The 25684-nt window shown below is 64.7% G+C and carries 24 protein-coding genes and 1 tRNA gene; 17 read left to right on the top strand and 8 right to left on the bottom strand.

What is annotated here, in order from left to right; genetic code table 11:
• The 3 genes from carB to A6M56_RS12450 form a co-directional block, all read left to right on the top strand.
• The coding region (gene carB, locus A6M56_RS12460) for a carbamoyl-phosphate synthase large subunit (protein WP_286758147.1) at nucleotides 1-2143 on the top strand (2143 nt) is incomplete at its 5' end.
• A 195-nt stretch (nucleotides 2144-2338) separates the two neighbouring features.
• The gene (gene greA, locus A6M56_RS12455; protein WP_045787098.1) at nucleotides 2339-2815 is read left to right on the top strand and encodes a transcription elongation factor GreA; all 477 of its coding nucleotides are present in this window, start codon (nucleotides 2339-2341) and stop codon (nucleotides 2813-2815) included.
• A gap of 39 nt (nucleotides 2816-2854) precedes the next feature.
• Nucleotides 2855-3322 (top strand): DUF4149 domain-containing protein, encoded by a 468-nt coding sequence (locus tag A6M56_RS12450; protein ID WP_102079891.1) that lies wholly within the window; start codon nucleotides 2855-2857, stop codon nucleotides 3320-3322.
• A 52-nt stretch (nucleotides 3323-3374) separates the two neighbouring features.
• Here A6M56_RS12450 and A6M56_RS12445 read toward each other — a convergent pair whose 3' ends face one another.
• Nucleotides 3375-3875: a YhbY family RNA-binding protein gene (locus tag A6M56_RS12445; RefSeq protein ID WP_045787096.1), complete on the bottom strand. Its 501-nt coding sequence runs from the start codon at nucleotides 3873-3875 to the stop codon at nucleotides 3375-3377.
• 108 nt (nucleotides 3876-3983) lie between these two features.
• Between A6M56_RS12445 and A6M56_RS12440 the strand changes: the two genes are divergently transcribed.
• The 11 genes from A6M56_RS12440 (at nucleotide 3984) to phoR (ending at nucleotide 15984) form a co-directional block, all read left to right on the top strand.
• Nucleotides 3984-4649, top strand: a complete 666-nt coding sequence (locus tag A6M56_RS12440) for an RlmE family RNA methyltransferase (protein ID WP_045787887.1) — start codon at nucleotides 3984-3986, stop codon at nucleotides 4647-4649.
• 128 nt (nucleotides 4650-4777) lie between these two features.
• Nucleotides 4778-6664: an ATP-dependent zinc metalloprotease FtsH gene (gene ftsH, locus A6M56_RS12435; RefSeq protein WP_062738432.1), complete on the top strand. Its 1887-nt coding sequence runs from the start codon at nucleotides 4778-4780 to the stop codon at nucleotides 6662-6664.
• A 71-nt stretch (nucleotides 6665-6735) separates the two neighbouring features.
• Entirely contained in the window at nucleotides 6736-7644 is a 909-nt protein-coding gene (folP, locus tag A6M56_RS12430; RefSeq protein WP_145997191.1) for a dihydropteroate synthase, read from the top strand.
• Nucleotides 7645-7745: 101 nt separating this feature from the next.
• Nucleotides 7746-9089 (top strand): phosphoglucosamine mutase, encoded by a 1344-nt coding sequence (gene glmM / locus A6M56_RS12425; protein WP_062738434.1) that lies wholly within the window; start codon nucleotides 7746-7748, stop codon nucleotides 9087-9089.
• 184 nt (nucleotides 9090-9273) lie between these two features.
• Nucleotides 9274-10302, top strand: coding sequence for a phosphate ABC transporter substrate-binding protein PstS (pstS, locus tag A6M56_RS12420; RefSeq protein WP_045787092.1), 1029 nt, complete (start codon nucleotides 9274-9276; stop codon nucleotides 10300-10302).
• Nucleotides 10303-10409: 107 nt separating this feature from the next.
• Nucleotides 10410-11384, top strand: coding sequence for a phosphate ABC transporter permease PstC (gene pstC / locus A6M56_RS12415; protein ID WP_045787091.1), 975 nt, complete (start codon nucleotides 10410-10412; stop codon nucleotides 11382-11384).
• 50 nt (nucleotides 11385-11434) lie between these two features.
• Complete coding sequence (gene pstA / locus A6M56_RS12410; protein WP_045787090.1) at nucleotides 11435-12319, top strand: phosphate ABC transporter permease PstA; 885 nt, start codon at nucleotides 11435-11437, stop codon at nucleotides 12317-12319.
• Nucleotides 12316-13107: a phosphate ABC transporter ATP-binding protein PstB gene (gene pstB / locus A6M56_RS12405; protein ID WP_045787089.1), complete on the top strand. Its 792-nt coding sequence runs from the start codon at nucleotides 12316-12318 to the stop codon at nucleotides 13105-13107. The genes pstA and pstB overlap by 4 nt, the downstream gene beginning before the upstream one ends.
• A gap of 13 nt (nucleotides 13108-13120) precedes the next feature.
• Complete coding sequence (gene phoU, locus A6M56_RS12400; RefSeq protein ID WP_045787088.1) at nucleotides 13121-13834, top strand: phosphate signaling complex protein PhoU; 714 nt, start codon at nucleotides 13121-13123, stop codon at nucleotides 13832-13834.
• 23 nt (nucleotides 13835-13857) lie between these two features.
• Nucleotides 13858-14571 carry a phosphate regulon transcriptional regulator PhoB gene (gene phoB / locus A6M56_RS12395; protein WP_045787087.1) on the top strand — a complete coding sequence of 238 codons (714 nt, stop codon included), beginning with the start codon at nucleotides 13858-13860 and terminating at the stop codon, nucleotides 14569-14571.
• An 84-nt stretch (nucleotides 14572-14655) separates the two neighbouring features.
• Entirely contained in the window at nucleotides 14656-15984 is a 1329-nt protein-coding gene (gene phoR / locus A6M56_RS12390) for a phosphate regulon sensor histidine kinase PhoR (RefSeq protein ID WP_062738435.1), read from the top strand.
• An 81-nt stretch (nucleotides 15985-16065) separates the two neighbouring features.
• Here the strand turns inward: phoR and ppk1 are convergent, their stop codons facing one another.
• Nucleotides 16066-18237: a polyphosphate kinase 1 gene (gene ppk1, locus A6M56_RS12385; protein ID WP_045787085.1), complete on the bottom strand. Its 2172-nt coding sequence runs from the start codon at nucleotides 18235-18237 to the stop codon at nucleotides 16066-16068.
• 168 nt (nucleotides 18238-18405) lie between these two features.
• Between ppk1 and ppx the strand changes: the two genes are divergently transcribed.
• Complete coding sequence (ppx, locus tag A6M56_RS12380; RefSeq protein WP_062738436.1) at nucleotides 18406-19944, top strand: exopolyphosphatase; 1539 nt, start codon at nucleotides 18406-18408, stop codon at nucleotides 19942-19944.
• A gap of 76 nt (nucleotides 19945-20020) precedes the next feature.
• Here the strand turns inward: ppx and A6M56_RS12375 are convergent, their stop codons facing one another.
• The 5 genes from A6M56_RS12375 to A6M56_RS12355 all read right to left on the bottom strand — a co-directional run bounded on the left by A6M56_RS12375 (nucleotide 20021) and on the right by A6M56_RS12355 (nucleotide 23073).
• The gene (locus A6M56_RS12375; RefSeq protein WP_045787083.1) at nucleotides 20021-20869 is read right to left on the bottom strand and encodes a GNAT family N-acetyltransferase; all 849 of its coding nucleotides are present in this window, start codon (nucleotides 20867-20869) and stop codon (nucleotides 20021-20023) included.
• A gap of 127 nt (nucleotides 20870-20996) precedes the next feature.
• Nucleotides 20997-21470 (bottom strand): phosphohistidine phosphatase SixA, encoded by a 474-nt coding sequence (gene sixA, locus A6M56_RS12370; protein ID WP_102079889.1) that lies wholly within the window; start codon nucleotides 21468-21470, stop codon nucleotides 20997-20999.
• A gap of 123 nt (nucleotides 21471-21593) precedes the next feature.
• Nucleotides 21594-21670, bottom strand: a tRNA-Pro gene (locus A6M56_RS12365).
• A 35-nt stretch (nucleotides 21671-21705) separates the two neighbouring features.
• On the bottom strand, nucleotides 21706-22527 hold the full coding sequence (locus tag A6M56_RS12360; protein WP_102079888.1) for a sulfite exporter TauE/SafE family protein: 822 nt from the start codon (nucleotides 22525-22527) through the stop codon (nucleotides 21706-21708).
• A gap of 183 nt (nucleotides 22528-22710) precedes the next feature.
• A complete protein-coding gene (locus tag A6M56_RS12355; RefSeq protein WP_045787068.1) occupies nucleotides 22711-23073 on the bottom strand; it encodes an ArsR/SmtB family transcription factor in 363 nt (120 codons plus the stop codon).
• A 91-nt stretch (nucleotides 23074-23164) separates the two neighbouring features.
• On the opposite strand from A6M56_RS12355, the gene A6M56_RS12350 reads away from it, so the two are divergent.
• Nucleotides 23165-24025, top strand: coding sequence for an MBL fold metallo-hydrolase (locus A6M56_RS12350; protein WP_045787067.1), 861 nt, complete (start codon nucleotides 23165-23167; stop codon nucleotides 24023-24025).
• Nucleotides 24026-24028: 3 nt separating this feature from the next.
• On the opposite strand, the gene A6M56_RS12345 is transcribed toward A6M56_RS12350, so the two are convergent.
• The gene (locus A6M56_RS12345; protein ID WP_102079887.1) at nucleotides 24029-24925 is read right to left on the bottom strand and encodes a LysR family transcriptional regulator ArgP; all 897 of its coding nucleotides are present in this window, start codon (nucleotides 24923-24925) and stop codon (nucleotides 24029-24031) included.
• 74 nt (nucleotides 24926-24999) lie between these two features.
• Here A6M56_RS12345 and A6M56_RS12340 point away from each other — a divergent pair, with 74 nt between their 5' ends.
• A complete protein-coding gene (locus tag A6M56_RS12340; RefSeq protein ID WP_045787065.1) occupies nucleotides 25000-25650 on the top strand; it encodes a LysE/ArgO family amino acid transporter in 651 nt (216 codons plus the stop codon).
• The last annotated feature ends 34 nt before the right edge of the window (nucleotides 25651-25684 follow it).

Genomic DNA, 25684 nt, shown 5'->3' with positions numbered 1-25684 from the left:
CTTCGCGTTCGAGAAATTCCCGCAGGCCGACAGCCACCTGACCACGCAGATGAAGTCGGTCGGTGAAGTGATGGCCATGGGCCGTACGTTCCAGGAGTCGTTCCAGAAGGCGCTGCGCGGCCTGGAAGTCGGCGTGGACGGTCTGGATGAAAAGTCCACCGACCGCGACGAGATCATCGAAGAGATCGGCGAAGCCGGTCCGGACCGCATCTGGTATGTGGGCGACGCATTCCGCCTGGGCCTGTCGATCGACGAGGTCTACGCCGAGACGTCCATCGACCCGTGGTTCCTCGCGCAGATCGAAGACATCGTCAAGACCGAAGCGCTGGTGAAGGCCCGCACGCTCGACAGCCTGTCGGCTGCTGAACTGCGTCTGCTCAAGCAGAAGGGCTTCTCGGACCGTCGCCTGGCCAAGCTGATGAAGACGACGGCCAAGGCCGTGCGCGAAAAGCGGATCGCCGAGAAGGTGCGCCCGGTCTACAAGCGCGTGGATACCTGCGCCGCTGAATTCGCGACCAACACGGCCTACCTGTACTCGACGTACGAAGCCGAGCATGGCGAGTGCGAAGCCGAGCCAACCGGCAACAGGAAGATCATGGTCCTGGGCGGTGGCCCGAACCGCATCGGCCAAGGCATCGAGTTCGACTATTGCTGCGTGCACGCCGCGCTGGCGCTGCGCGAAGACGGGTACGAGACCATCATGGTCAACTGCAACCCGGAAACCGTCTCGACCGACTACGATACGTCCGACCGCCTGTACTTCGAGCCGGTGACGCTGGAAGACGTGCTCGAGATCGTCGACAAGGAAAAGCCGGTCGGCGTGATCGTGCAATACGGCGGCCAGACGCCGCTGAAGCTTGCGCTGGACCTGGAAGCCAACGGCGTGCCGATCATCGGTACGTCGCCGGACATGATCGACGCCGCCGAAGACCGTGAGCGCTTCCAGAAGCTGCTGCACGAACTCGGCCTGCGTCAGCCGCCCAACCGCACTGCGCGTGCCGAAGACGAAGCGCTCAAGCTGGCCGAGGAGATCGGCTACCCGCTGGTGGTGCGTCCGTCGTACGTGCTGGGCGGCCGTGCGATGGAGATCGTGCACGAGCCGCGCGACCTCGAGCGCTACATGCGCGAAGCCGTGAAGGTGTCGAACGACAGCCCCGTGCTGCTCGACCGCTTCCTGAACGACGCCATCGAATGCGACGTCGATTGCCTCTCCGATGGCAAGCGCGTGTTCATCGGCGGCGTGATGGAGCACATCGAGCAGGCCGGCGTGCACTCGGGCGACTCGGCTTGCTCGCTGCCGCCGTACTCGCTGTCGCAGGCGACCGTCGACGAACTGAAGCGCCAGACCGCCGCGATGGCGAAGGCGCTGAACGTCGTCGGCCTGATGAACGTCCAGTTTGCCATCCAGCAGAAGGGCGGCGAAGACATCGTCTACGTGCTGGAAGTGAACCCGCGTGCTTCGCGCACGGTGCCGTACGTTTCGAAGGCGACCGGTGTCCCTTTGGCCAAGGTTGCAGCTCGCTGCATGGCGGGGCAGTCGCTGGATTCGCAGGGCGTCGAGACGGAAGTCGTGCCGGCGTACTACAGCGTCAAGGAAGCGGTGTTCCCGTTCAACAAGTTCCCGGGCGTCGACCCGGTGCTCGGACCGGAAATGCGCTCCACCGGTGAGGTGATGGGCGTGGGCAAGACCTTTGGCGAGGCGCTCTTCAAGAGCCAGCTTGCCGCAGGTTCGCGCCTGCCCGAGAAGGGCACCGTGCTGATGACGGTCAAGGACAGCGACAAGCCGCAGGCCGTGGAAGTGGCCCGCGCGCTGCATACGCTGGGCTACCCGATCGTCGCGACGCGCGGTACGGCCTCGGCCATCGAAGCCGCGGGCATTCCCGTGCGCGTGGTGAACAAGGTCAAGGACGGCCGTCCGCACATCGTCGACATGATCAAGAACGGCGAGATCGCGCTCGTGTTCACGACCGTCGATGAGACGCGCACGGCGATTGCCGACTCGCGTTCGATCCGCCAGGCCGCCCTGGCCCAGCGCGTGACGTACTACACGACCATTGCCGGCGCCCGCGCTGCGGTGGAGGGCCTGAAGCACATGCAGAATCTAGACGTGTACGACCTCCAGGGCCTGCACGCCGCCCTGTAAGGCGTTCGTCAGAACCCGCGGCGCGGCATCGCGTCGCGGCGGGCCGCCCACGGGGGGGCAGTTGCCGCCTCCGGACGGTTCGCCTACACTACAGCGTCCGTGTCAAAACAACGACAGCCGCCGTCAGGCGGGTGTGCGCTACGCGCCCTCCCGCTTCGCAGCGGCTGATTTTTTTGTGATTCCGAATTACTTACGATGAGCACCATTCCGATTACCAAACGCGGTGCCGAGATGCTGAAAGACGAACTGCAGCGTCTGAAGACCAAGGAGCGTCCGGCCGTCGTCAACGCCATCGCCGAGGCTCGCGCCCAGGGCGATCTGTCTGAAAACGCCGACTACGATGCCGCCAAGGAGCGCCAGGGCTTCATCGAAGGCCGCATCATGGAGATCGAATCGAAGCTGGCCGCAGCGCAGATCATCGATCCGGCCGCGCTGGATGCTGACGGCCGCATCGTTTTTGGCGCCACGATCGATCTGGAAGACCTCGATTCCGGCAAGGCCGTGACCTACCAGATCGTCGGGGACGACGAAGCGGACCTCGAAACCGGCAAGATCTCGATCAGTTCGCCGATTGCGCGCGCCTTGATCGGCAAGTACGAAGGCGACGTCGCTACCGTCGTCGCCCCGGGTGGCGAGCGCGAGTACGAAGTCGTCGCGGTCAAGTACCTCTAACGTATCCGTACCTCTAACGCACACTCGGAGTCGAACACCATGCCGCAGCGCTTTTTCCAGTTGCTTGTCACGGTGTGGTGCGGTTCGCTCTGGACGATCGGCTACATCGTCGCGCCGACGCTGTTTGCCATGTTGGAGGACCGCCAGCTTGCCGGCTCGATCGCGGGCCGCCTTTTTCACGCGCAGGCGTGGATCGGCCTGGCGACGGGCTGTCTGTTGCTGCTGACCGCCACGGCGTTGGTGCGGCGGGGGCAGGTCGGCTACAGGGCGGTGCGCTGGCTCGTGCTGGCCATGCTGCTCTGCGTGCTGATCGGCTACTTCGGGCTGCAACCGTTCATGGCGTCGCTGCGGGAACAGGCCGATACGCTGGGCGTGGCCGTCGGCGATTCGCCTTACCGCGCCCGCTTTGGCATGTTCCACGGTGTGTCGAGCATCTTCTATCTCGTGGAAAGCCTGCTCGGCCTGGTGCTCGTCTGGAAAGCGGCAGGTATCCGGCAAGGCGGTTGACAAAAAAAGACCGGCGTAAAGCCGGTCGATCTTTGTGCAGGCCAGAAACGAATCAGGAAAGCGCCTTTTTCTTCTGGCTGGACTGCCGCGGCTTGGCGCGCTTCACATTGCCACCGGCGGTGACGCGCTCGTTGCCGAGCACGCTCAGGCGAATCGGCTTGGGGCGGCGCGTGCTGTTCGGGTTGGGCTTGCGCACCACCACGGAACGCGGGCCGGCGCCGACGGAAGTCTTGCGGGGCGGCTTCAGGTCCTTCGGCTGGTTTTCCTTCAGATAGGCCGGACCTTCTCGCCAGATCACCAGCAGCTTGCCGATGTGCTGCACGGGCGCTGCCTGCAGGCGGGCGCAGATGGTGTCGTAGATTTCGATACGCGCTTCGCGGTCATCGCCTGCCACGCGCACCTTGATCAGCGTGTGTGCGGCCAGCGAGCGGTCGATTTCGGCCAGAACGGCCTTGGTCAGGCCCTCCGCACCGATGATGACGACTGGATTCAACGCATGTGCTTCCGAGCGCAGTTCCGATCGCTGGGCAGGGGTGAGGGTAAGGGCGGGCATAAATGAGGGCGGGATCGCGCAAATGGACAAACGGCGCGTATTATCCGCCAAAATCAGTCCAAGCCGCCATGATTGGCGCGACGTTTGGGCGATATTGCAACCAATTCGATGGCTAAGAACAAGTTCAACCAGTCGTGGCTGCACGACCATATCAACGATCCGTACGTGAAGCTGGCGCAGCGCGAGGGTTACCGGGCGCGCGCGGCCTACAAGCTCAAGGAGATCGACGAGCAGGATAAGCTGATCAAGCCTGGCCAGGTCATCGTGGATCTCGGCGCCGCACCGGGCAGCTGGAGCCAGTACGTGCGCAACAAGTTGGCCGCCTCGCCGCGCGCCAAGGATGGCCGGATCGACGGTGCCATCGTCGCCATCGACATCCTGCCGATGGAGCCGATTGCCGACGTCACGTTCATCCAGGGGGATTTCCGCGAGGAGGACGTCTTCCAGCAGCTCGAAAAGATCGTCCTGGATGCCACAGGCGGTGGCAAAGTGGACCTTGTTTTGTCGGATATGGCCCCCAATCTCTCAGGCGTGGCGTCGGCGGACGCCGCGCGCATGGAGCACATTGCCGAACTGGCTGTCGAATTTGCCATGGCGCACCTGAAACCCGAAGGCGCCTTGCTGATCAAATGTTTTCACGGCAGCGGTTACAGTCAGATCGTCGAGATGTTCAAGCGCCATTTCAAGATCGTGGCGCCGCGCAAGCCCAAGGCTTCCCGCGACAAGTCTTCCGAAACGTTCCTGCTGGGACGGCAGCTCAAGCATGCGGGCTGACGGACGATACACGGGGTAGCATCCGGCGACAGGGCGGGAGTTCCGGTTTGCCGCCAATCAACCCGCGGCGGTGTCCGTGCATTACAATGCCAAGCATCCCGTCAAGGCATTTCTAAAGGAGTCTCGCCTTGAATAACAACTGGTTCCAGAAGGCGGCCATCTGGCTGGTGATTGCCTTGGTGCTGTTCACCGTCTTCAAGCAGTTCGACAAGCCGCGCGCCCAAGAGGGTGTGACGTATTCGCAATTCATGGACGACGCGAAGGGCGGCAAGATCAAGCGCGTCGAAGTCCAGGGCCGCACGCTGTTGGTCACGCCCAACGAAGGCAACAAGTATTCCCTCATCTCGCCGGGCGACATCTGGATGGTTGGCGACCTGATGAAGTACGGTGTGCAGGTGACCGGCAAGGCCGAAGAAGAACAGGGCGTGCTTCTCACCGCGCTCTACTACCTGGGCCCCACGCTGCTGATCATCGTGTTCTGGTTCTACATGATGCGGCAGATGCAGGGGGGCGGGAAAGGCGGCGCCTTCTCGTTCGGCAAATCCCGGGCGCGGCTCATCGATGAGAACAACAACAGTGTCACGTTCGCTGACGTGGCAGGTTGCGACGAATCGAAGGAGGAAGTCGTCGAACTGGTCGATTTCCTGAAGGATCCTCAGAAATTCCAGAAGCTGGGCGGCCGCATCCCGCGCGGGGTGCTGCTGGTCGGCCCTCCGGGTACCGGTAAGACGCTGCTGGCGCGCGCCATTGCCGGCGAGGCCAAGGTGCCGTTCTTCAGCATCTCCGGCTCGGATTTCGTTGAAATGTTCGTCGGCGTGGGCGCGGCCCGCGTGCGCGACATGTTCGAAAACGCCAAGAAGCAGGCACCCTGCATCGTCTTCATCGACGAAATCGATGCGGTGGGCCGTCATCGTGGCGCGGGGATGGGCGGCGGTAACGACGAGCGCGAGCAGACCTTGAACCAGATGCTGGTCGAGATGGACGGTTTCGAGGCCAACTCCGGTGTCATCGTCATCGCGGCGACCAACCGTGCTGACGTGCTGGACAAGGCGCTGCTGCGTCCGGGCCGTTTCGACCGCCAGGTCTATGTGGGCCTGCCCGACATCCGCGGCCGCGAGCAAATCCTCAAGGTCCACATGCGCAAGGTGCCGATCGGCAACGACGTGGATGCCTCGGTGCTGGCACGCGGTACGCCGGGCTTCTCGGGGGCCGACCTGGCCAACCTCGTCAACGAGGCTGCGCTGTTTGCCGCTCGCCGCAACAAGCGCGTGGTCGACATGCAGGACTTTGAAGACGCGAAGGACAAGATCTACATGGGTCCGGAGCGCAAGTCGGCTGTCATCCGAGAAGAAGAGCGCCGCGCCACCGCGTACCATGAATCCGGTCACGCTGTGGTGGCCAAGCTGCTACCCAAGGCCGACCCGGTGCACAAGGTGACCATCATGCCGCGCGGCTGGGCTGGCGGCCTGACCTGGCAGCTGCCTGAGCACGACAAGCACTACGCGTACAAGGACACGATGCTCGAAGAGATCGCCATCCTGTTCGGCGGCCGTGCAGCGGAAGAGGTTTTCCTGGGCGCGATGAGCACCGGTGCTTCGAACGACTTCGAGCGTGCGACGAAGATGGCCCGCGACATGGTGACGCGCTACGGCATGAGCGATACGCTCGGCACGATGGTCTATGTCGATACCGAGCAGGACGGCTTCTTTGGCCGGATGGCTTCGAAGACGGTGTCGGAGGCAACGCAGCAGAAGGTCGACGCGGAAATCCGCCGGATCGTCGACGAGCAGTACGCCCTGGCCAAGGGCCTGCTCGAAGCCAACCGCGACAAGGTCGAGGCGATGACCGCCGCGCTGCTTGAGTGGGAAACCATCGACGCCGATCAGGTCAACGACATCATGGCCGGCAAGCCGCCGCGTCCGCCGCGCTACGGCTCCACGGGTGGCGGCAGCACGCCGCCGGGTGGTGGTACGCCGGCCGGTGTGAATCCGGGCAACGTGCCGGCGACGGCATAATTGCCGCCCCGGCGGCGACGCAAAGGAGCCGGTGCACGTGCACCGGCTTTTTTGTTGGCGCCTTTTTTGGCATGCTTCCGCCGCTGCTTCCTGACCAGTCTACCGTGCCTGCCTCCGTTCCCCCGATCACGCACTTCCAGTGCGGACGTTTCCGTTATCCGCGTGACCGGCGCCCGCTGGTCATGGGTATTCTCAATGTCACACCTGACTCGTTTTCCGACGGCGGGCAGCATGCCACGCGCGATGCAGCGCTGCGCCATGCCGAGCAGCTGATCGCCGAAGGTGTCGACATGATCGACATTGGCGGTGAATCGAGCCGCCCAGGTGCGGCGCCGCTGGCCCTCCAGGAAGAGCTGGACCGGGTGATGCCGATCGTCGAGGCGCTGCACGCGTGCGGCAAGCCGCTGTCGATCGATACGTACAAGCCGGAGGTGATGCGTGCCACGCTGGATGCCGGCGCGGACTTGATCAACGACATCTGGGGATTCCGGCGGCCGGGCGCGATCGAGGCCGTGGCAGGCACCAACGCGGGCCTATGCGTCATGCACATGCAGCGCGATCCGGAGACGATGCAGGAGGCGCCCCGTTACACGGACCTGATGAGCGAGGTCGCCGCGTTCCTGCGCGTGCAGACCGAGGCGCTGGCTGCCGCCGGCGTGGCGATGGAGCGCATCTCGCTGGACCCTGGATTTGGCTTCGGCAAGACGCCGGCCCACAATCTGACGATGCTCAACCGACTGGCGGAGTTCCAGCAGATCGGCTTGCCGCTGCTGGTCGGGCTGTCGCGTAAGTCGACCTTGGGGGCGGTGTTGGGTGGCAAGCCGCCCGCCCAACGCATCGCGGCCAGTGTAGCGGCCGCGCTGCTGGCCGCGGAGCGGGGCGCCTTCATCGTCCGCGTGCACGACGTGCGACCCACCGTGGAGGCGCTCCAGACATGGTGGGCGATGCGTCACGAACGCGTCGATCCGCCGCTGGAATGACAGCGACCGCACCTCGCGCGGTCGGGGTCGGGCGAACAGACGATTGTCGGAGCAGGGCCGTCGCCTTACAAACAAAACAAACACTTTAGGAGAGATTCCCCATGTCCAGGAAGTATTTCGGCACCGACGGCATTCGCGGGCGTGTCGGCGAGAGCCCAATCACGCCGGACTTCGTGCTGCGTCTCGGTTATGCCGCCGGCCGGGTGCTGGCGCATGGAGGCGAAGCCCATGGCCACGGCCGGCCCACCGTGCTGATCGGCAAGGACACGCGCTTGTCGGGCTACATGCTTGAAGCCGCCCTGGAAGCCGGTTTCACGGCCGCGGGTGTGGACGTGCTGATGAGCGGCCCGCTGCCGACGCCCGGCGTGGCGTATCTGACACGCGCACTCCGGCTGTCTGCGGGCGTGGTGATTTCAGCCTCTCACAACCCGTATCACGACAACGGCATCAAGTTCTTTTCCGCCACGGGCGACAAGCTGCCCGACGAAACCGAGGCGGAGATCGAGGCCGAGCTGGAAAAGCCGATGGAGTATGCGGCGTCGGACGCCCTAGGGCGTGCGCGCCGCATCGACGATGCCGCAGGCCGCTACATCGAGTTCTGCAAGAGCACGTTCCCGAGCGATCTGAACCTGTTCGGCATGAAGATCGTGCTCGACAGCGCGCACGGCGCGGCCTACCACATTGCGCCGCACGTCTTCCACGAGCTGGGCGCGGACGTCATTTCCATCGGCAACCAGCCGAACGGCCGCAATATCAACGACGGCTATGGCGCGACGGCGCCAGGCAAGCTCGTCGAAGCCACGCGCGAGCATGGCGCCGACATCGGCCTGGCGTTTGACGGTGACGCCGACCGCCTGCAAGTCGTCGATCGCAACGGTCGTCTCTATAACGGCGACGAGTTGCTGTACGTCATGGTGCAGGCGCGCCGGGCTGCGGGGCTGCCGGTGCCGGGCGCCGTCGGCACGCTGATGACCAACCTCGCGGTGGAACTGGCCCTGAAGGCGCAAGGCGTGGAGTTCGTCCGCGCCAAGGTGGGCGACCGCTACGTGCTTGAAGAACTGAAGAAGAACGGCTGGCTGCTCGGCGGCGAAGGCTCCGGCCACCTGCTGTGCCTGGACAAGCACAGCACCGGCGACGGCATCATTTCGGCGCTGCAGGTGCTTGCGGCATTGCGCCGCAGCGGCCAATCGCTGGACGAGATGCTCGACGGCGTTCGTCTCTTCCCGCAAAAGCTGATCAATGTCCGGGTGGAGAAGGGCTTCGACTGGCGGGCCCACGCCGGCCTGCAGGCCGCGCTGAAGGCGAGCGAGGCCGAGCTCAACGGCAAGGGCCGCGTGTTGATCCGTCCCTCCGGTACCGAACCCGTAGTGCGTGTGATGGTGGAGGCGCAAGATGCCGATATGGCCAGCCAGCACGCCGAACGGCTGGCTGCCACGTTCCGCTGACGCACTTTCCTGCCTCACCACAAAAGCGACCTGCGGGTCGCTTTTTTCGTGCGCGCGCGTCCACTTTCACGTACGCACCGTGGGCTGTGAGAAGTTTTCGTGTTGTCACAGAACTGTCATTTGGGCGGCCTAAAGTTCGGATGTCAAAAATTTGTCATCGCTCAACCGCTCCTCTGGAGGACACATGAAACTGGTCAAAACCGCGATCGCGGGCGTGGCTTCGCTGGCTTTCGTTGGTGTTGCGTTCGCTGCCGACATCACCGGCGCTGGCGCGACGTTCCCTGCTCCCGTCTACAGCAAGTGGGCCGATGCCTATCAGAAGGCGACGGGCACGAAGGTGAACTATCAAGCCATCGGCTCGGGCGGCGGCATCAAGCAAATCACCGCCAAGACCGTGGATTTCGGTGCGTCGGACATGCCGCTCAAGGACGCTGACCTGAACAAGGATGGCCTGCTGCAGTTCCCGACCGTGATCGGCGGCGTGGTGCCGGTGATCAACCTGCCTGGCGTGAAGGCTGGCGAGCTGATGCTGACCGGTGAAGTGCTGGGCAAGATTTACCTGGGCGAGATCAAGAAGTGGAATGATCCGGCCATCGCCAAGCTGAACCCCAAGGCCAAGCTGCCGGATCAGGACATCCTGGTGGTGCGCCGTGCAGATGCTTCGGGCACGTCGTTCATCTTCACGAACTACCTCTCGAAGGTGAACGCCGAGTGGAAGAGCAAGGTGGGCGAAGGCACGACCGTGAACTGGCCGACCGGCACGGGCGGCAAGGGTAACGAAGGCGTGGCGGCGTTCGTGCAGCGCCTGGGTGGCGCGATCGGCTACGTCGAATACGCCTACGCCAAGCAGAACCACATGACCCACGTGAACCTGCAGAACGCCTCGGGCGCCGTGGTGCAACCGACCGCCGAAGCCTTCAAGGCTGCAGCAGCAGGCGCCGAGTGGAACAAGTCGTTCTACCAGATCCTGACGAACCAGCCCGGCAAGGACGCATGGCCGATCGCCGGCGCAACCTTCATCCTGCTGCACAAGACGCAGGACAAGCCGGCGCAAGGCGCGGAAGTGATGAAGTTCTTCGACTGGGCCTACAAGGGTGGCGACGACGCTGCCAAGGCGCTGGACTACGTGCCGCTGCCGGATTCGGTCAAGAACCAGATCCGCACGACCTGGAAGTCGAACGTGAAGGACGCGTCGGGCAAGGCGGTCTACTGAACGTTGCCCCGGCATCGCACGCGATGCGTGCAAGGTGCGGGCGGCGGTGCAAAGACGGCCGCCCGCGCCAATTCAACAGCTTCACTCACGGCTGACCGGTTCCCACAATGGCCACGCTCTCTGATTCTTCTACCGCTTCCAGCATGCGCGCCCCGAGCCGCATCGGCGATCTGCTGTTCGGCGGCCTGACCCGCCTTGCCGCCATCGTCACGCTCCTGTTGCTGGGCGGCATCATCGTCTCGCTGATCGTCAGCGCCTGGCCGTCGATCCAGAAGTTCGGTCTGTCGTTCCTGTGGAATTCGGAGTGGGATCCGCCCGCCGACATCTACGGCGCGCTGGTGCCGATCTACGGCACGCTGGTCACGTCGCTGATTGCGCTGATCATCGCCGTGCCCGTGAGCTTCGGTATCGCGCTGTTCCTGACCGAGCTGTCTCCGGCGTGGCTGCGCCGGCCGCTCGGTACTGCCATCGAACTGCTGGCCGCCGTGCCGTCCATCGTCTACGGCATGTGGGGCCTGCTCGTATTTGCGCCGATCTTCGGCGAGTACTTTCAAAAGCCGCTGGCGGCGACGGTCGGCAAGGTTCCATTCATCGGTGCGTTGTTCCACGGTGCGCCGATCGGTATCGGCCTGCTGTGCGCCGGCGTGATCCTGGCGATCATGATCATCCCGTACATCTCGGCCGTCATGCGCGACGTGTTCGAGATCACGCCGACGCTGCTCAAGGAATCGGCCTACGGGGTGGGCTGCACGACCTGGGAAGTCATGTGGAACGTGGTGCTGCCGTACACGAAGGCCGGTGTGATCGGCGGCGTGATGCTGGGTCTGGGGCGTGCGCTGGGCGAAACCATGGCCGTGACGTTCGTGATCGGCAACACCAACCTGCTGGATAACGTCTCGCTGTTTTCGCCGGGCAACAGCATCACGTCGGCGCTGGCCAACGAGTTTGCGGAAGCGGGGCAGGGCCTGCACACGGCGGCGCTGATGGAGCTCGGCCTGATCCTCTTCGTCATCACGTTCTTCGTGCTGGCGGCGTCCAAGGTCTTGCTGCTGCGCCTGCAGAAGGGCGAGGGCCGCAAGTGAACCAACGCGATCTGCCTCAGGTGCCGACTCCAGCCATGAGACCGAATACCATGCGTACCCCTTCCATCCCTGCCGTCCGCGCCGACTCCGAGAAGATCAAGTCGCGCCTGCAGGCCCGCCGCCGCAACGTCAATCGTGTGGCGCTCACGCTGTCGCTTGCGGCCATGGCCTTCGGCCTGGTGTGGCTCGCCTGGATTCTGTGGACCACGCTGTCGCTGGGCGTGGGTGGTCTGTCGCTGTCGCTCTTTACCGAGATGACGCCGCCGCCCAATACGCCCGGAGGCGGTCTCGCCAACGCCATCGCCGGTTCGTTCCTGCTGGTGGGGCTGGCAACGCTGATCGGCACGCCGCTGGGCATCCTGGCCGGCATCTATCTGGCCGAGTATGGCAAGGGTTCGCCGCTGGCCAGCTGCACTCGCTTCATCAACGACATTCTGCTGTCGGCGCCGTCCATCGTGATCGGCCTGTTCGTGTACGCACTGGTGGTAGCGCGTGTGCAGCACTTCTCGGGGATCGCCGGCGTGATCGCTCTGGCGCTGCTGCAGATTCCGATCGTGGTGCGCACCACGGAAAACATGCTCAACCTGGTGCCGAATGCCATGCGTGAAGCCGCGATGGCGCTCGGTACGCCCAAGTGGAAGATGGTGTTGTCGATCACGCTCAAGGCGTCGTATGCCGGCGTGATTACCGGCGTGCTGCTCGCGATCGCCCGTATTGCCGGCGAGACCGCGCCGCTGCTCTTCACCGCGCTGAACAACCAGTTCTGGAGCCTGGATCTGAACCAGCCCGTGGCGACGATGCCGGTGGTGATCTTCCGCTTTGCGATGAGCCCGTTCCCCGAGTGGCAGCAATTGGCCTGGGCCGGGGTGTTCCTGATTACGCTGGGTGTGCTGGGGCTGAACGTCCTCGCGCGTGCCTTGTTCACCAAGAAATGACCATGACTGCTACGTCCCTTGAAGTGCGCGCGCAAAGCCCGAAGATCGATGTGCGCGACCTGAACTTCTACTACGGCAAGTTCCACGCGCTGAAGAACATCTCGCTGCAGATTCCAGAGAAGCAGGTGACGGCCTTCATCGGCCCGTCGGGCTGCGGGAAGTCCACGCTGCTGCGCACGTTCAACAAGATGTATGCGCTTTATCCGGAGCAGCGTGCCGAAGGCGAGATCAACATGGACGGCGAGAACCTGCTGACCTCGCGCATGGACATCGCCCTGCTGCGTGCCAAGGTCGGCATGGTGTTCCAGAAACCGACGCCGTTCCCGATGTCGATCTACGACAACATCGCCTTCGGCGTGAAGCTGTTCGAGCGCCTGTCTCGCTCCGAGATGGACGACCGCGTGGAATGGGCGCTGACCAAGGCCGCGCTGTGGAACGAAGTGAAGGACAAGCTCAACCAGTCCGGTTATGGCCTGTCGGGCGGCCAGCAGCAGCGGCTGTGCATCGCGCGCGGCATTGCCATCCGCCCCGAAGTGCTGCTGCTGGATGAGCCATGCTCGGCGCTGGACCCGATCTCCACGGGCAAGATCGAAGAGCTGATCGCCGAGCTGAAGGATGACTACACGGTCGTCATCGTCACGCATAACATGCAACAGGCTGCCCGTTGCTCCGACTACACGGCGTACATGTACCTGGGCGAGCTGATCGAATTCGGCGAGACCGAGAAGATCTTCATCAAGCCCCAGCGCAAGGAAACGGAAGACTACATCACCGGCCGTTTTGGCTGATCCGGAGAACACGATGTCCGACAAACATCTGTCGACGCAATTCGATACCGACCTGACCTCCATCAGCACGAAGGTGCTGCAGATGGGCGGCCTGGTCGAAGCGCAGATCGCGCGTGCCATGCGTGCGCTCGCGAATTTCGACACGGCCATGTGCGACCAGGTGCTGGCCGTGGAGCTGGAGATCAACGCGCTCGAGATCGAGATCGACGGCGACTGCAACAACATCATCGCCCGCCGTCAGCCGACCGCGCGCGACCTGCGCCTGGTGATGGCCATCTCCAAGACCATCACCAACCTCGAGCGCGCCGGCGACGAAGCCGAGAAGATCGCCAAGCGCACCAAGCGCATCATGCAGGACCCGTCGGCACACGCGCTGAACTACGCCGGCGTGGAGCGCTCGGGCGAAATGGCGGCGACGATCCTGCGTCACGCGCTGGATGCGTTCGCGCGGCTGGATACGGCGGCTGCGGTGTCGATCCTGCAGGAAGACAAGGCGATCGACGAGGAATTCCGGGGCTTCATGCGCGAACTCATCACGTACATGATGGAGAACCCGCGCACCATCTCGGTGGCGCTGGATCTGCTGTTCATTGCCAAGGCCATCGAGCGCATCGGCGATCATGCCAAGAACATCGCCGAGTTTATTATTTACATCGTCAAGGGAACCGACGTCCGTCACGCCTCGCGCGAGGCGCTGCAGCGCGAGATCCTGGGCGAGGGCGAATAAAAGGCAGGATTGGAGACGTGAGTATGCCGAGCAGTATTCTGGTCGTGGAAGATGAGCCGGCAATCGCTGAGCTGATTGCCGTGAACCTGCAGCACGCAGGGCATTACCCGATCCGCGCGTATAACGCTGAACAGGCACTGTCGCTGATGAGCGACGTGCTGCCCGACCTCGTCCTGCTCGACTGGATGCTGCCGGGCAAGTCGGGCGTGATGTTCGCCAAGGAGCTGCGCGCCAACGAACGCACGCGGCAGATCCCGATCATCATGCTGACCGCGCGCAGCGAAGAGCAGGACAAGATCATGGGGCTGGACAGCGGCGCGGACGATTACGTGACCAAGCCGTTCTCTCCCAAGGAACTGCTGGCCCGCATCAAGGCCGTGCTGCGCCGCCGCGCGCCGCAGCTGACCGACGACGTGGTCGCCATCAACGGCCTGAAGCTGGATCCGGCCACGCACCGTGTCACGGCCACGCAGCCGGAATCGGAGAATCCGATCAAGCTCGACCTGGGGCCGACGGAATTCCGCCTGCTGCATTTCCTGATGACGCACCCCGAGCGCGTGCACAGCCGCTCGCAGTTGCTCGACCAGGTGTGGGGCGACCACGTGTTCGTGGAAGAACGCACGGTCGACGTGCACATCAAGCGCCTGCGCGCGGCACTCGCGCCCGGCGGTTACAGCAACATGATCGAAACCGTGCGCGGCAGCGGATATCGCCTGGCCCGCAATCCGGGGCAGTAACACCGTCACCCGACCGGATACGCGAGCAGGTTGCCTGGTCGCGTATTCACACGATCTTCGCGGTCCAGCGCTTAGAATGCCTTCATGAACGTCTTCTGGACCCGCTTTGCCGTCTTTGCCGCGTTGCTGGGCATCGCCACGGCATGTCTCTATGTCTTCGTCGGCCATGCGGTTGCACTGGCTGCGCTCAGTGCGATGCTGCTGGCGACGCTGCTGTATTACGTCTACCAGATCCAGCGGCTGTGGCGTGTGCTGGACTCGCCGGCCTATGGCGAGATCCCCAGCGCGCTGGGCCTGTGGGGCGAGGTCTACTATCGCCTGCACCGGCTGATGAAAGGCTGGCGCACGCAGGTGCTGCAGGTCGAGCAGCAGCACAGCCGCTTCATCCAGGCCATCCAGGCGTCGCCCAACGGCGTGCTGATGCTCGATGGTGAAGACCAGATCGAATGGTGCAACGCCGTGGCCGAGGAGCACTTCGGCCTGTCTGCCCGGCGTGACCTGCGCCAACGCATTACCCACCTGATCCGCCGACCGGAGTTCGTGCGCTACCTGGCGCGCGGCGAGTTCGAGGAGCCGCTCACCATGCATGACGTGGGCCCGCACAAGCAAAGCATCGTCTCTGTCCAGGTCCTGCCGTATGGCGAAGACCGCAAGCTGCTGGTGTCGCAGGACATCACCAAGCTCGAGAACACCGAGGCCATGCGCCGCGACTTCGTCGCCAACGTCTCGCATGAGCTCAAGACGCCGCTGACGGTGCTCTCGGGTTTTCTCGAAACCGTGCGCGACATTCCGCTGCCCGAAGAAGACAAGAAGCGCTACCTGGACATGATGCACGTGCAGGCCATGCGCATGCAGCATCTGGTGGAAGACCTGCTGGCTCTGGCCACGCTGGAAGGCAACTCCGAGCCGCCGGCCGTCACGCCGGTGCCGATGCAGCGGATGATGCTGCAGCTCCAGCACGACGTTGAAGCGCTATCCGCCGGCCGTCACACCATCAGCATGACATGCGACCCAGGCGTGAGCGTGTGCGGGGCGGAGCTCGAGCTGCTGTCGGCCTTCAGCAATCTGGCGTCCAATGCCGTGCGCTACACGCCGGACGGCGGTGCGATCCGCCTCGACTGGAGTGTGAAGGACGGACACGCGGTGTACTCCGTGACGGACACCGGCATCGGTATCGCACCGGAACACATCCCGCGCCTGACAGAGCGCTTCTACCGCGTCGACCGCAGCCGCTCGCGTGACACCGGTGGCACCGGGCTCGGCCTGGCCATCGTCAAGCACGTGCTCTCGCGCCATGGCGGCGAGCTGCAGGTGACGAGCGAACACGGCAAGGGCAGCACGTTCAGCGCGGTGTTCCCGCCTGAGCGGACGGTGGTGCGCACCGCGGCCATCGGCGATGAACGCGCGGCCTGATCCAACGCCTGCGAGCTTCCGGAGCGCCCCATGAAAAACGCACGCCATTGAGCGTGCGTTTTCGTTGAGGTGGACCGGCTCTCAGCCAGCGGAAATCTCCACCGGAGCACGCACGGTCGGCTCAGCCGCTGTTGCCGCCGCAACCGCCGCTGCGGTTTCGGCAGCTGCAGCGGCCTGGGGCGAGAAGTGGTTCAGCAGCTCGAGCTGACTAACACGCACGTGCTTGCCGCGCGTGCGGCGCTGCACGTAGACCCCATCGGGCTGCATCACCCATGCCGATGCGTTGTCGCGCAGATGCACCTGCAGGCTTTCCTTGATGACGCGCGCCTTGAGCTTGCGATCGAGAACGGGGAAGGCCACCTCCACGCGGCGGAACAGGTTGCGGTCCATCCAGTCGGCGCTCGAGAGGTAGACGACTTCCTCGCCGCTGGCGTGGAAGTAGTACACGCGATGGTGTTCCAGGAAGCGCCCCACGATCGAGCGCACGCTGATGTTCTCCGACAGCCCCGGCACACCGGGCTTGAGCGCACACACGCCGCGCACGATCAGGTCGATCTTCACGCCGGCACGCGAGGCCTTGTACAGCTCGTCGATGATGGTGGGCTCCAGCAGCGCATTCATCTTGCCGATGATGCGCGCACGTTTGCCTGAGCGCGCGGCGCGCGCCTCGGCGCGGATATGCTCGATCAGGTTGTCGTGCATCGTGAACGGCGAGTGCCACAGATGATGCAGCTTGACCTGCGCGCCCGTGCCGGTCAGCAGCTGGAATACGTGATGCACGTCTTCGCAGATCTGCTCATTGGCCGTCATGAGGCCAAAGTCGGTGTAGAGGCGGGCGGTCTTGGGGTGATAGTTGCCGGTGCCCAGGTGCGCATAGCGGCGCAGCTTGACGGCCTTGCCCTTGCCGGCGGCCTCGCGGCGCACCACGAGCAGCATCTTTGCGTGGCACTTGTGGCCGACCACCCCGTAGACGACATGCGCCCCCGCCGATTCGAGCTGGTCAGCCCAATTGATGTTGGTCTCTTCATCAAAGCGCGCCAGCAACTCGACGACCACGGTGACTTCCTTGCCGTTGCGCGCCGCCTTGATGAGCGCTTCCATGACCGGCGATTCATTGCCGGTGCGGTACACCGTCTGCTTGATGGCCACCACATCCGGATCGCGCGCGGCCTGCTGCAGCAGCTCGAGCACGGGCGTGAAGCTCTCGTACGGGTGGTGCAGCAGGATGTCGCCCTGGCGGATGGCGTCGAACACGCTCGAGCTGTTGGCCACCTGCTTGACGGTGGCCGGCACGTGCGGGGGATATTTCAGGATCGGCTTGTCGACCATGTCGGGCACCTGCAGCAGGCGCACCAGGTTCACGGGACCCTTGACGCGGTAGCAGTCGGCCTCGGTCAGCCCAAATTCCTGCAGCAGCCGGCGTACGAGTGCCGGCGAGGTGTCGTGGGCAAGTTCGAGGCGCACCGCGTCGCCAAAGTGCCGTGTCGATAATTCACCCTGCAGCGCTTCGCGCAAGTCGGTGATTTCGTCTTCGGACACGAACAGGTCGGAATTGCGCGTCACGCGGAACTGGTAGCAGCCGTGCACATCGATCTGCGGGAACAGCTCGTGCACGAAACCCTGCATGAACGACGACAGCAGCACGAACCCATACGGGTAACCCGACAGCTCGGGCGGCATCTGCACGAGGCGGGGCAGGGCACGCGGCGCCTGCACGATGGCGAGTTCGGCCTCGCGGCCAAAGGCGTCCTTGCCGGACAGCTCGATGATGAAGTTCAGGCTCTTGTTGAGTACCCGCGGGAACGGGTGCGCCGGGTCCAGCGCCATCGGCGTGAGGATCGGCACCAGCTCGCGCTGGAAGAAGCTGCGGCACCACGCGCGCTGCGCCTCGTTCCAGTTGGTGGTCATGTGGAAGAAGACGCCTTCCTTCTCCAGCAGTGGCAGGATCTCGTCCTGCAACATGGCATACTGTTGCGCGACCAGTTGTCGCACGCGCTCCGTGACCACGCCAAACGCCTGCTGCACCGACAGCCCATCGGGCGTCACCGACGACGGGTTGTCGCGCATCTGCTCCTTCAACCCGGCAATGCGGATTTCAAAGAACTCATCGAGATTGCTCGATACGATGCAGATGAACTTCAGCCGCTCCATCAGCGGCACACCGGGGTCTGCCGCCTGGGCCAGCACACGGGCGTTGAATTCCAGGATGCCCAGTTCGCGATTGAGCAGGTCGCCCGCGGGCAGAGTCGACATGTTGCGTTCAGACGGATGACGATCCAGCCACTTTTTCATAGTTAAGTGTCAAATTTGTGACACATTGGAATTGTCACGTTCGGGACACAATAAAGACATATTTTGTTGGCCGACGTTGCGAACCACAATACTCCGCGTTTCGAAGGCGCGCCTCACCCGTTCCCATTCATGAGTCCCACCCCCCGTCTGCTGGCCGCTGTCGACATGGGCTCCAACAGCTTTCGGCTGATGATCGGCCGCGTCGACGAAACGATCGGTCCCAACGGTGCCAGCAGCACCCAGATCTTTCAGGTTGACGCGCTGCGCGAGCCGGTGCGTCTGGCTGCCGGCCTGACGCAGGACAAGTACCTCGACCAGCCGGCGCGCCGGCGCGGTGTGGACGCCCTGCGCCGCTTTGGCGACCGCCTGCGCGATTTCGCGCCCGACCACGTGCGTGCTGTGGCCACCAACACACTGCGCGTGGCCAAGAACGCGCAGGAATTCCTGATCGAAGCGGAGGCGGCGCTCGGCTTCCCCATTGAAGTGATTGCAGGCCGCGAAGAGGCTCGCCTGATCTATCTCGGGGCGTCGCACGATGCGCCGGCGTGCCAGGGCAACCGTCTTGTCGTCGACATCGGCGGCGGCTCGACCGAATTCATCATCGGCAACGGATACAAGCCCAGGCTGATGGAGTCGCTGTATATCGGCTGCGTGTCGCACAGCCGCCATTTCTTTCCGAATGGCAATGTCGACGAGTACGCGATGAAGCAGGCCGAGCTGGCCGCGCGCCGCGAGATCCAGGTGCTCGTGCAGCAGTACCGTACCGCGGGCTGGAACCAGGCGGTGGGCTCGTCGGGCACCGCCCGCGCACTGGCCGAGCTGATCGAGCTGAACGGCTTCAACGAGAAAAGCACCGAGCACGGCATCACGCGCGAGGGGCTGGAGCGGCTCAAGCGCGCGCTCGTGAAAGCCGAGAACACCAATCGCCTGAAGCTCAATGGCCTCAAGCCCGACCGCATTCCGGTGTTGCCGGGCGGCCTGTCGATCATGCTGGGCGTGTTTGCCGAGCTCGACATCGATCGCATGGACGTGACGGATGGCGCGCTGCGCCTGGGCGTGCTGTACGACCTGCTCGGTCGCACGCACCATGAAGACATGCGCACGGTGACGATCGAGCAGTTCATGCGCCGCTACAACGTCGATCGCGCGCAGGCGCAACGCGTGCGGGATGCGGCGACGGCGCTGCTCTCGCAGTTCCCGGATCCGCCCGACGAGCGCCGCGAAGACAACCTCGCCCTGCTGGGCTGGGCCGCGAGCCTGCACGAGATCGGCATGAGCATCTCGCACAGCGGCTACCACAAGCACTCGGCATACATCGCCAGTCATGCGGATATGCCGGGCTTTTCCAAGACCGACCAGGCACGCCTGGCGACGCTGCTGCTCGGGCATGCGGGCAAGCTGGGCAAGCTGTCGGGCGGCGGCAAGTTCCTGGATTGGCGGATGCTGTTCAGCCTGCGCCTGGCGTTCGTGCTGTGCCGCCGCCGCGGGGCGATTCAGTTGCCGGACCTGCGTGTGCGCCACAGCGAAGGCGAGCTCAACGAAGGCGGCTTCGAGGTGGAACTGCCCAAGAGCTGGATCGAGCAGAATCCACTGGTCGAATACAGCCTGGCGAAAGAGGCCGACGAATGGCAGCGCATCGGCCGCCGATACAAGGTGGTGTACGTGTAGCGCCGCGCGGTGGCAGCGGCCCAATGCAAACGGCCCGGAAGACTCCGGGCCGTTTTGCTTGTATGGCGAACGCGCCTCAGGCGCGCAGGAAATGCCGTGCGTAGCGCGGGTTGATGTCGGACAGGCGCAGCAGGGTGAGGAAATCGGCGACGTTGAAGTCCGGATCCCAAGCCGGTGCGCCGCAGATGCGTGCACCCAGGCGCAGGTACCCCTTCACCAGCGCGGGCGGCTCTACTTCAAGCGTCTGGTTCAGCTCCTCAACCGGCAGCGCCACACGCGGAAACGCGTGGTATTCGATGGGCGCGAGCGAGCCGTCTTCCACGAAGCTGCGGTACAGGCTTGCTGCAAAGTGCCCGCCATCGCCCATCGACACGCTCGCGCAGCCCAGCATCGATTCAAAGCCGTAGCGCTGCATGTATTCGCCAAGTCCCGCCCACAGCGCCATGATGACGCTGCCCGAGCGGTAGTCGCGGTGCACGCACGAGCGACCCAGCTCGACCATCTTCGGGCGCAGGTGAGCCAGGCGCACGAGGTCGAACTCGGACTCCGAGTACAGGCAGCCGATCTGCTTTGCGGCGTCCGGGCGCAGCACGCGGTAGGTGCCGACCACGCGCAGCGTCTTCTGGTCACGCACGATCAGGTGGTCGCACACGGCGTCGAACATGTCGACGTCAAGCTCGGCGTGGGCCGAGGCCAGGCGGGCGCCCATCTCTTCGGCAAAGACCTTGTAGCGCAGGCGCTGCGCCTCGGTCACTTCATCCTGGTGGCGCGCCCACGAAACGGCCAGAACAGGCTTGTCACGCGTCGGAACAGCGTCCGGTGTGCGAGGAAGACCCCTCCGTGCGTTGGCTTGCCCGATATTCGCCAGGCTCAGGCTCGGCAGTGCGTCGATCAACGGCTGGGTGGGCGTCGGCAGGTCTCGCATTCATCATCCCCATGGGTGAATTTCGGGGCGATTCTAGAGACGCTGCGTGACAGATCAGCGACAAAAGGGTGTCAATCGTGACGGTTGCGTGAATTTTGCGTGGCGTTGGCGTGACAGGCACGTCGTGTCACACAAGATCGGGGTTCACCACGGCGCGCAGCACGGTCTGCGCCTCGCCTTCGCGCACGCGCCGGCATAGCCACCACACGGCCGCCTTCTTGACGCTCCAGTCCATCTCGTTGCCGGCGATGAGGAGGCTCGCCAGCCGCCCGATCCACGGTTGGTGGCCGACCAGCAGCAGATTCGTATTCGACGGCCAGTCCAGTGCGTCGAGGATGGCGCTGACGTCCGCGCCCGGCGAAAGCGCGGGCAGGGTCTGGTAGTGCTCGGTCAGCGCGCGCGCTGTCTGCTGCGTGCGCACTGCGGGGCTGGCGAGCACCAGCGTGTCTTCGGGCAGGCGGGGACGCAGCCATGCGGCCACTTTCTCGGCCTGCTTGTGGCCGCGCTTGGTGAGTTCACGCTGGAGATCGGTGCTGCGCTGGATGCGCAGCGGTGCGGCCACGTCTTCGGCTTCGGCGTGGCGCCACAGGATGAGGTTCATGAGCAGGTGTCAGGCAGTGCAGCGATGCTGTCGTTATAGCACCCGCATATGACACGGCTTGTCGTGCACGAAGCAAAACGGCTTACGCGATGAACGTAAGCCGTTTTGCTTGACTGCTTATTGTGGTCGGAGCGATAGGATTCGAACCTACGACCCTCTGATCCCAAATCAGATGCGCTACCAGGCTGCGCTACGCTCCGGAACCGGCGATTGTACCGCTTTCGCAACAATCCGGTCAAATAAAGGCCCTGGCGATCAATCCGAGCGCGACCACGCCCGCAAATGCGGCGAACCCGCGCTGCAGTGCGGGCCCGGCCAGATGGCGCGCAAAGCGCCGGCCGACAAGCATGCCGGTCAACGCACCGGCGGCAAACGGCAGCGCGACAGACCAATCGACATGCCCACCGATCGCCGCGGCAACCACGCCCCCCGTCGACACCAGCGCGATGACGGCAAGCGACGTGGCGACGATGGTCTGCATCGGCAGATCGGTCGCGCGGCGAAGCGCCGGCACGATCACGAAGCCGCCGCCCACACCCAGCAGGCCGGACAGGAACCCGGCTCCCGCTCCGGATGCGGCGAGCGCGCGGGCACAGGGCAGCGTCCAGATGAGCCTGGCAGTCGTTTGATCGAGGTGGCAGGGCGGGGCGGCATGCCGATGCTGCGGTTCGGTATGGCCGGCGGCCTGCGCCTGACGGAACATGCGCATCGCCACATGGCCCAGGACGGCAGCAAACACGACGGTCAGCGGGGTATTCGGCACCTGGTGCGCGACCCAGAGGCCAAGCGGCGACGCCACGATGCCACATGCCGCCATCAGCGCGGCGGCCTTGTAGCGCACCTTGCCTTCGCGCAGGCCCAGCACCGCACCGAGCCCCGCTGACAGGCCGACCGCAAGCAATGCGATCGGCGCGGCCTGCTGCACGGACAGATGCAACCCGAAGATCAACAGCGGCACCGCCACAATGGCGCCGCCGGCCCCGGTCAGCGCAAGAATGAGGCCCACCACGGAACCGAGCCCCGCGCTGAGGATCCAGCCCATCTCCGACGGCGACATGCTCAGCGCCCCGCGACCGTGATGCCGCGCGGCGGTCGCCGCGGGCGCAGGCCGGCAGCCACGCCAATGCGCGCGGCGCCGCAGCCCAAGGGCGGTACAGAAGGGAGTTCGGTCAGCATGCGATCTAGTGGAGGCCGCCGGGCTATCCGGCGGGTGCATCGATGGAAGGGTGCGGCAGGCGGCCTATGTGACCGTCTTCAAGACCTTGCCGCAGTACAGGGCGGAGAGCGTCTGCATGATCTGGATGACCTCGAAGCTCGCCAGCCGGTAATAGATGTATTTGCCTTCGCGGCGCGTAGCCACGAGGCCTTCATCGCGCAACACGCCCAACTGCTGCGACAGGCTGGGCTGATGCAGCCCCACCAGCGCCTCGAGTTCGCCCACGTTGCGCTCGCCCTGGGTGAGCTGGCACAGCAACAGCAGGCGGTCTTCGTGGGCCATGGCCTTTAGTACCGCACACGCCTGCGAGGCAGACGCGCGCAGCATGGAGATGGCCGCCTCGGGCAGCGGCACAACGTCGGGTGGGGCGGTGGTCGAATCGGTCATCGGGGCGCTGCGCAGGCGAAATCTGCGCTATTGGCAGACACAATGTCTGACGATATTCTATAAAAATATAGATTGTTTGCGAAAGCCCGCCATGCACGCCCAGATCGAACCGTTCTTCGACCCCGATACCTGCACCATGAGCTACGTGGTCCACGCAGGGCCGGGCACGCAATGCGCCATCATCGATTCCGTGCTCGATTACGACCCCAAATCGGGCCGCACGCGGACGCACTCGGCCGATCGTGTGGCGGCGTTCATCGAGACGCAAGACTTGCGCGTGCAATGGCTGCTCGAGACGCACGCGCATGCCGATCATCTGTCGGCTGCGCCGTACCTGCGTGCGCGCTTTGGCGGCCGCATTGCCATTGGCGAGTCGATCCGCGTGGTGCAGGGCGTCTTCAAGCCGATCTTCAACCTCGAGCCCTCGTTCCGGCTGGATGGCTCGCAGTTCGACCACCTGTTCGCGCCGGATGAGGTCTTCCGCATTGGTGAGCTTGAAGCCAGGGCGCTGGCCGTGCCGGGCCACACGCCGGCCGACATGGCGTATCAGGTGGGCGACGCTGTCTTCGTGGGCGACACGCTGTTCATGCCGGATGTCGGCACCGCGCGCTGCGACTTTCCCGGCGGCGATGCGGGCACGCTGTATCAGTCCATCCGCCGCCTGCTGGCGCTGCCGCCCGACACGCGGCTCTACATGTGTCACGACTATCCGCCCGCCGGCCGGGAGGCGATGTGCCAGACCACGGTGGCGGAACAGCGCCGCGCCAATATCCACGTGCATGACGGCGTGACCGAGGCCGAGTTCGTGCAGATGCGCACGAAGCGCGATGCGACGCTTTCCATGCCGACCCTGATGTTGCCCTCCATTCAGGTCAACATCCGCGCGGGCGCGCTGCCGCCTGCCGAACCGAACGGCGTGCAGTACCTCAAGATCCCGCTCAACGCGCTGTAGCGCTCACGGCGCCCGGAGCGCCGAGCGCGCCGCGGCCATCACTTCGCGGCTCAGCCCATCGAGCAATGTGGAAGCCGCCCGCGCGTATTGCCAGTGCAGCGGTACATCCAGCGGGGTATCGGGCACCAGCTCGACCATCGCGCCGTCTTCAAGATGCGAGGCAATGAGCGCCTCTGGATGCATGCCCCATCCCATGCCAGCCAGCGCGGCCGCCACAAATGCCTGCGACGAAGGCAGCGTGTGGCGCGGCAGCTCGACATGCCGATGGCAAAGGCGCCGTGCCCAGCGCGTCTGCAGTTCGTCCTTGGTATTGAAGACGAGGCTTGGCGCCTTGGCGAGGGTGCCGGCGCCCACGCCGTCGGGGAAGTGCCGTTGCATGAACGCGGGGCTTGCTGCGGCCAGGTAGCGCATGGAGCCGAGCGGACGGCTGTTGCAGCCCGCGGCCGGGCGTGCCGTTGCCGTGACGGCCGCCAGCACCGCGCCGCTGCGCAGCCATTCGGTCGTGTGGTCCTGGTCATCGACCGCCACATCCATCAGCACCGGATGCGCTGCCGCAAAACCGGCAATGGCCGGGGCCAGCCATGTGGCGAGGCTGTCTGCATTGACAGCAATGGGCAGCGCCACACGCGCCTGGCCTTCAGGGGCCAGGGTGGGCAGCGCTTCGTGCAGTTCCTGTTCGAGCAGCCGTACGCGATCGACGTGCTGACACAGGCGCCGGCCCGTTTCGGTGGCGCGGCAAGGTTGATCGCGCACTACCAGCGCGCAGCCAACGCGCTCTTCGAGCAGCCGGATGCGCTGCGACACGGCCGAAGGCGTGACATGCAGCGCCCGCGCCGCGCGCTCGAAGCTGCCTTCGCGGATGACGGCGGCCAGCGCGGCCAAGGCGGAGTAATCGAGCATGGGAATTAGCAAAACTGAATCAGGTAAAGAAAATATAGTTTGTCTTCATCGCAACGTGCCGGCAAGCTGCACGCATGACGACCGCACTTTCCTCGGCTCCGCCGATGTTTTCCGTGTTTCTGCAGGGCCTCGCACTGAGCCTCGGGCTGATTGTCGCCATTGGCGCCCAGAACGCTTTCGTGCTGCGCCAGGGGCTTCGACGCGAGCACGTCGGCAGCGTGGTGCTGTTCTGTGCGATGGCCGATGCGCTGCTGATTTCAGCCGGCGTGCTCGGCATGGCGCATGCCCTGGGGGAGCGTCCAGCGCTGGCGAGAGGGCTGGCGGTGGCGGGCGCCGCCTTCCTGCTGCTCTACGGCGTGCAGGCGCTGCGGCGCGCACGGCATCCGCACCAGCTGAGGGCGGCGGCGGGCGGCGAGGGTATGAGCCGGGTCGCGGCGCTTGCGCAGGCGGCGGCCTTCACGCTGCTCAATCCGCACGTCTATCTCGACACGGTCCTGCTGGTCGGCAGCATTGGCGCGCAGCAGGCGGCCGGATTGCGCGGGTGGTTTGTGGCGGGCGCAAGCTCGGCCAGCCTCTTCTGGTTTACGGGGCTGGGGTTTGGTGCGCGATGGCTGGCACCGTGGTTTGCGCGGCCAGGGGCGTGGCGCGTGCTGGACGGCCTGATCGGCGTGACGATGCTCGTGCTGGCAGCGCTGCTGCTGCGTCACGCCGTGGCCGGGCTCTGATCGGCCCTCCATTGGCCGCCGAAGAGGCGGCCGA

Source organism: Ralstonia sp. RL (genome assembly GCF_001683835.1).
Lineage (GTDB): Bacteria > Pseudomonadota > Gammaproteobacteria > Burkholderiales > Burkholderiaceae > Ralstonia > Ralstonia mannitolilytica.
Note: the sequence above shows the minus strand (reverse complement) of the source record. Positions and strands in the feature narration are given on the sequence as shown.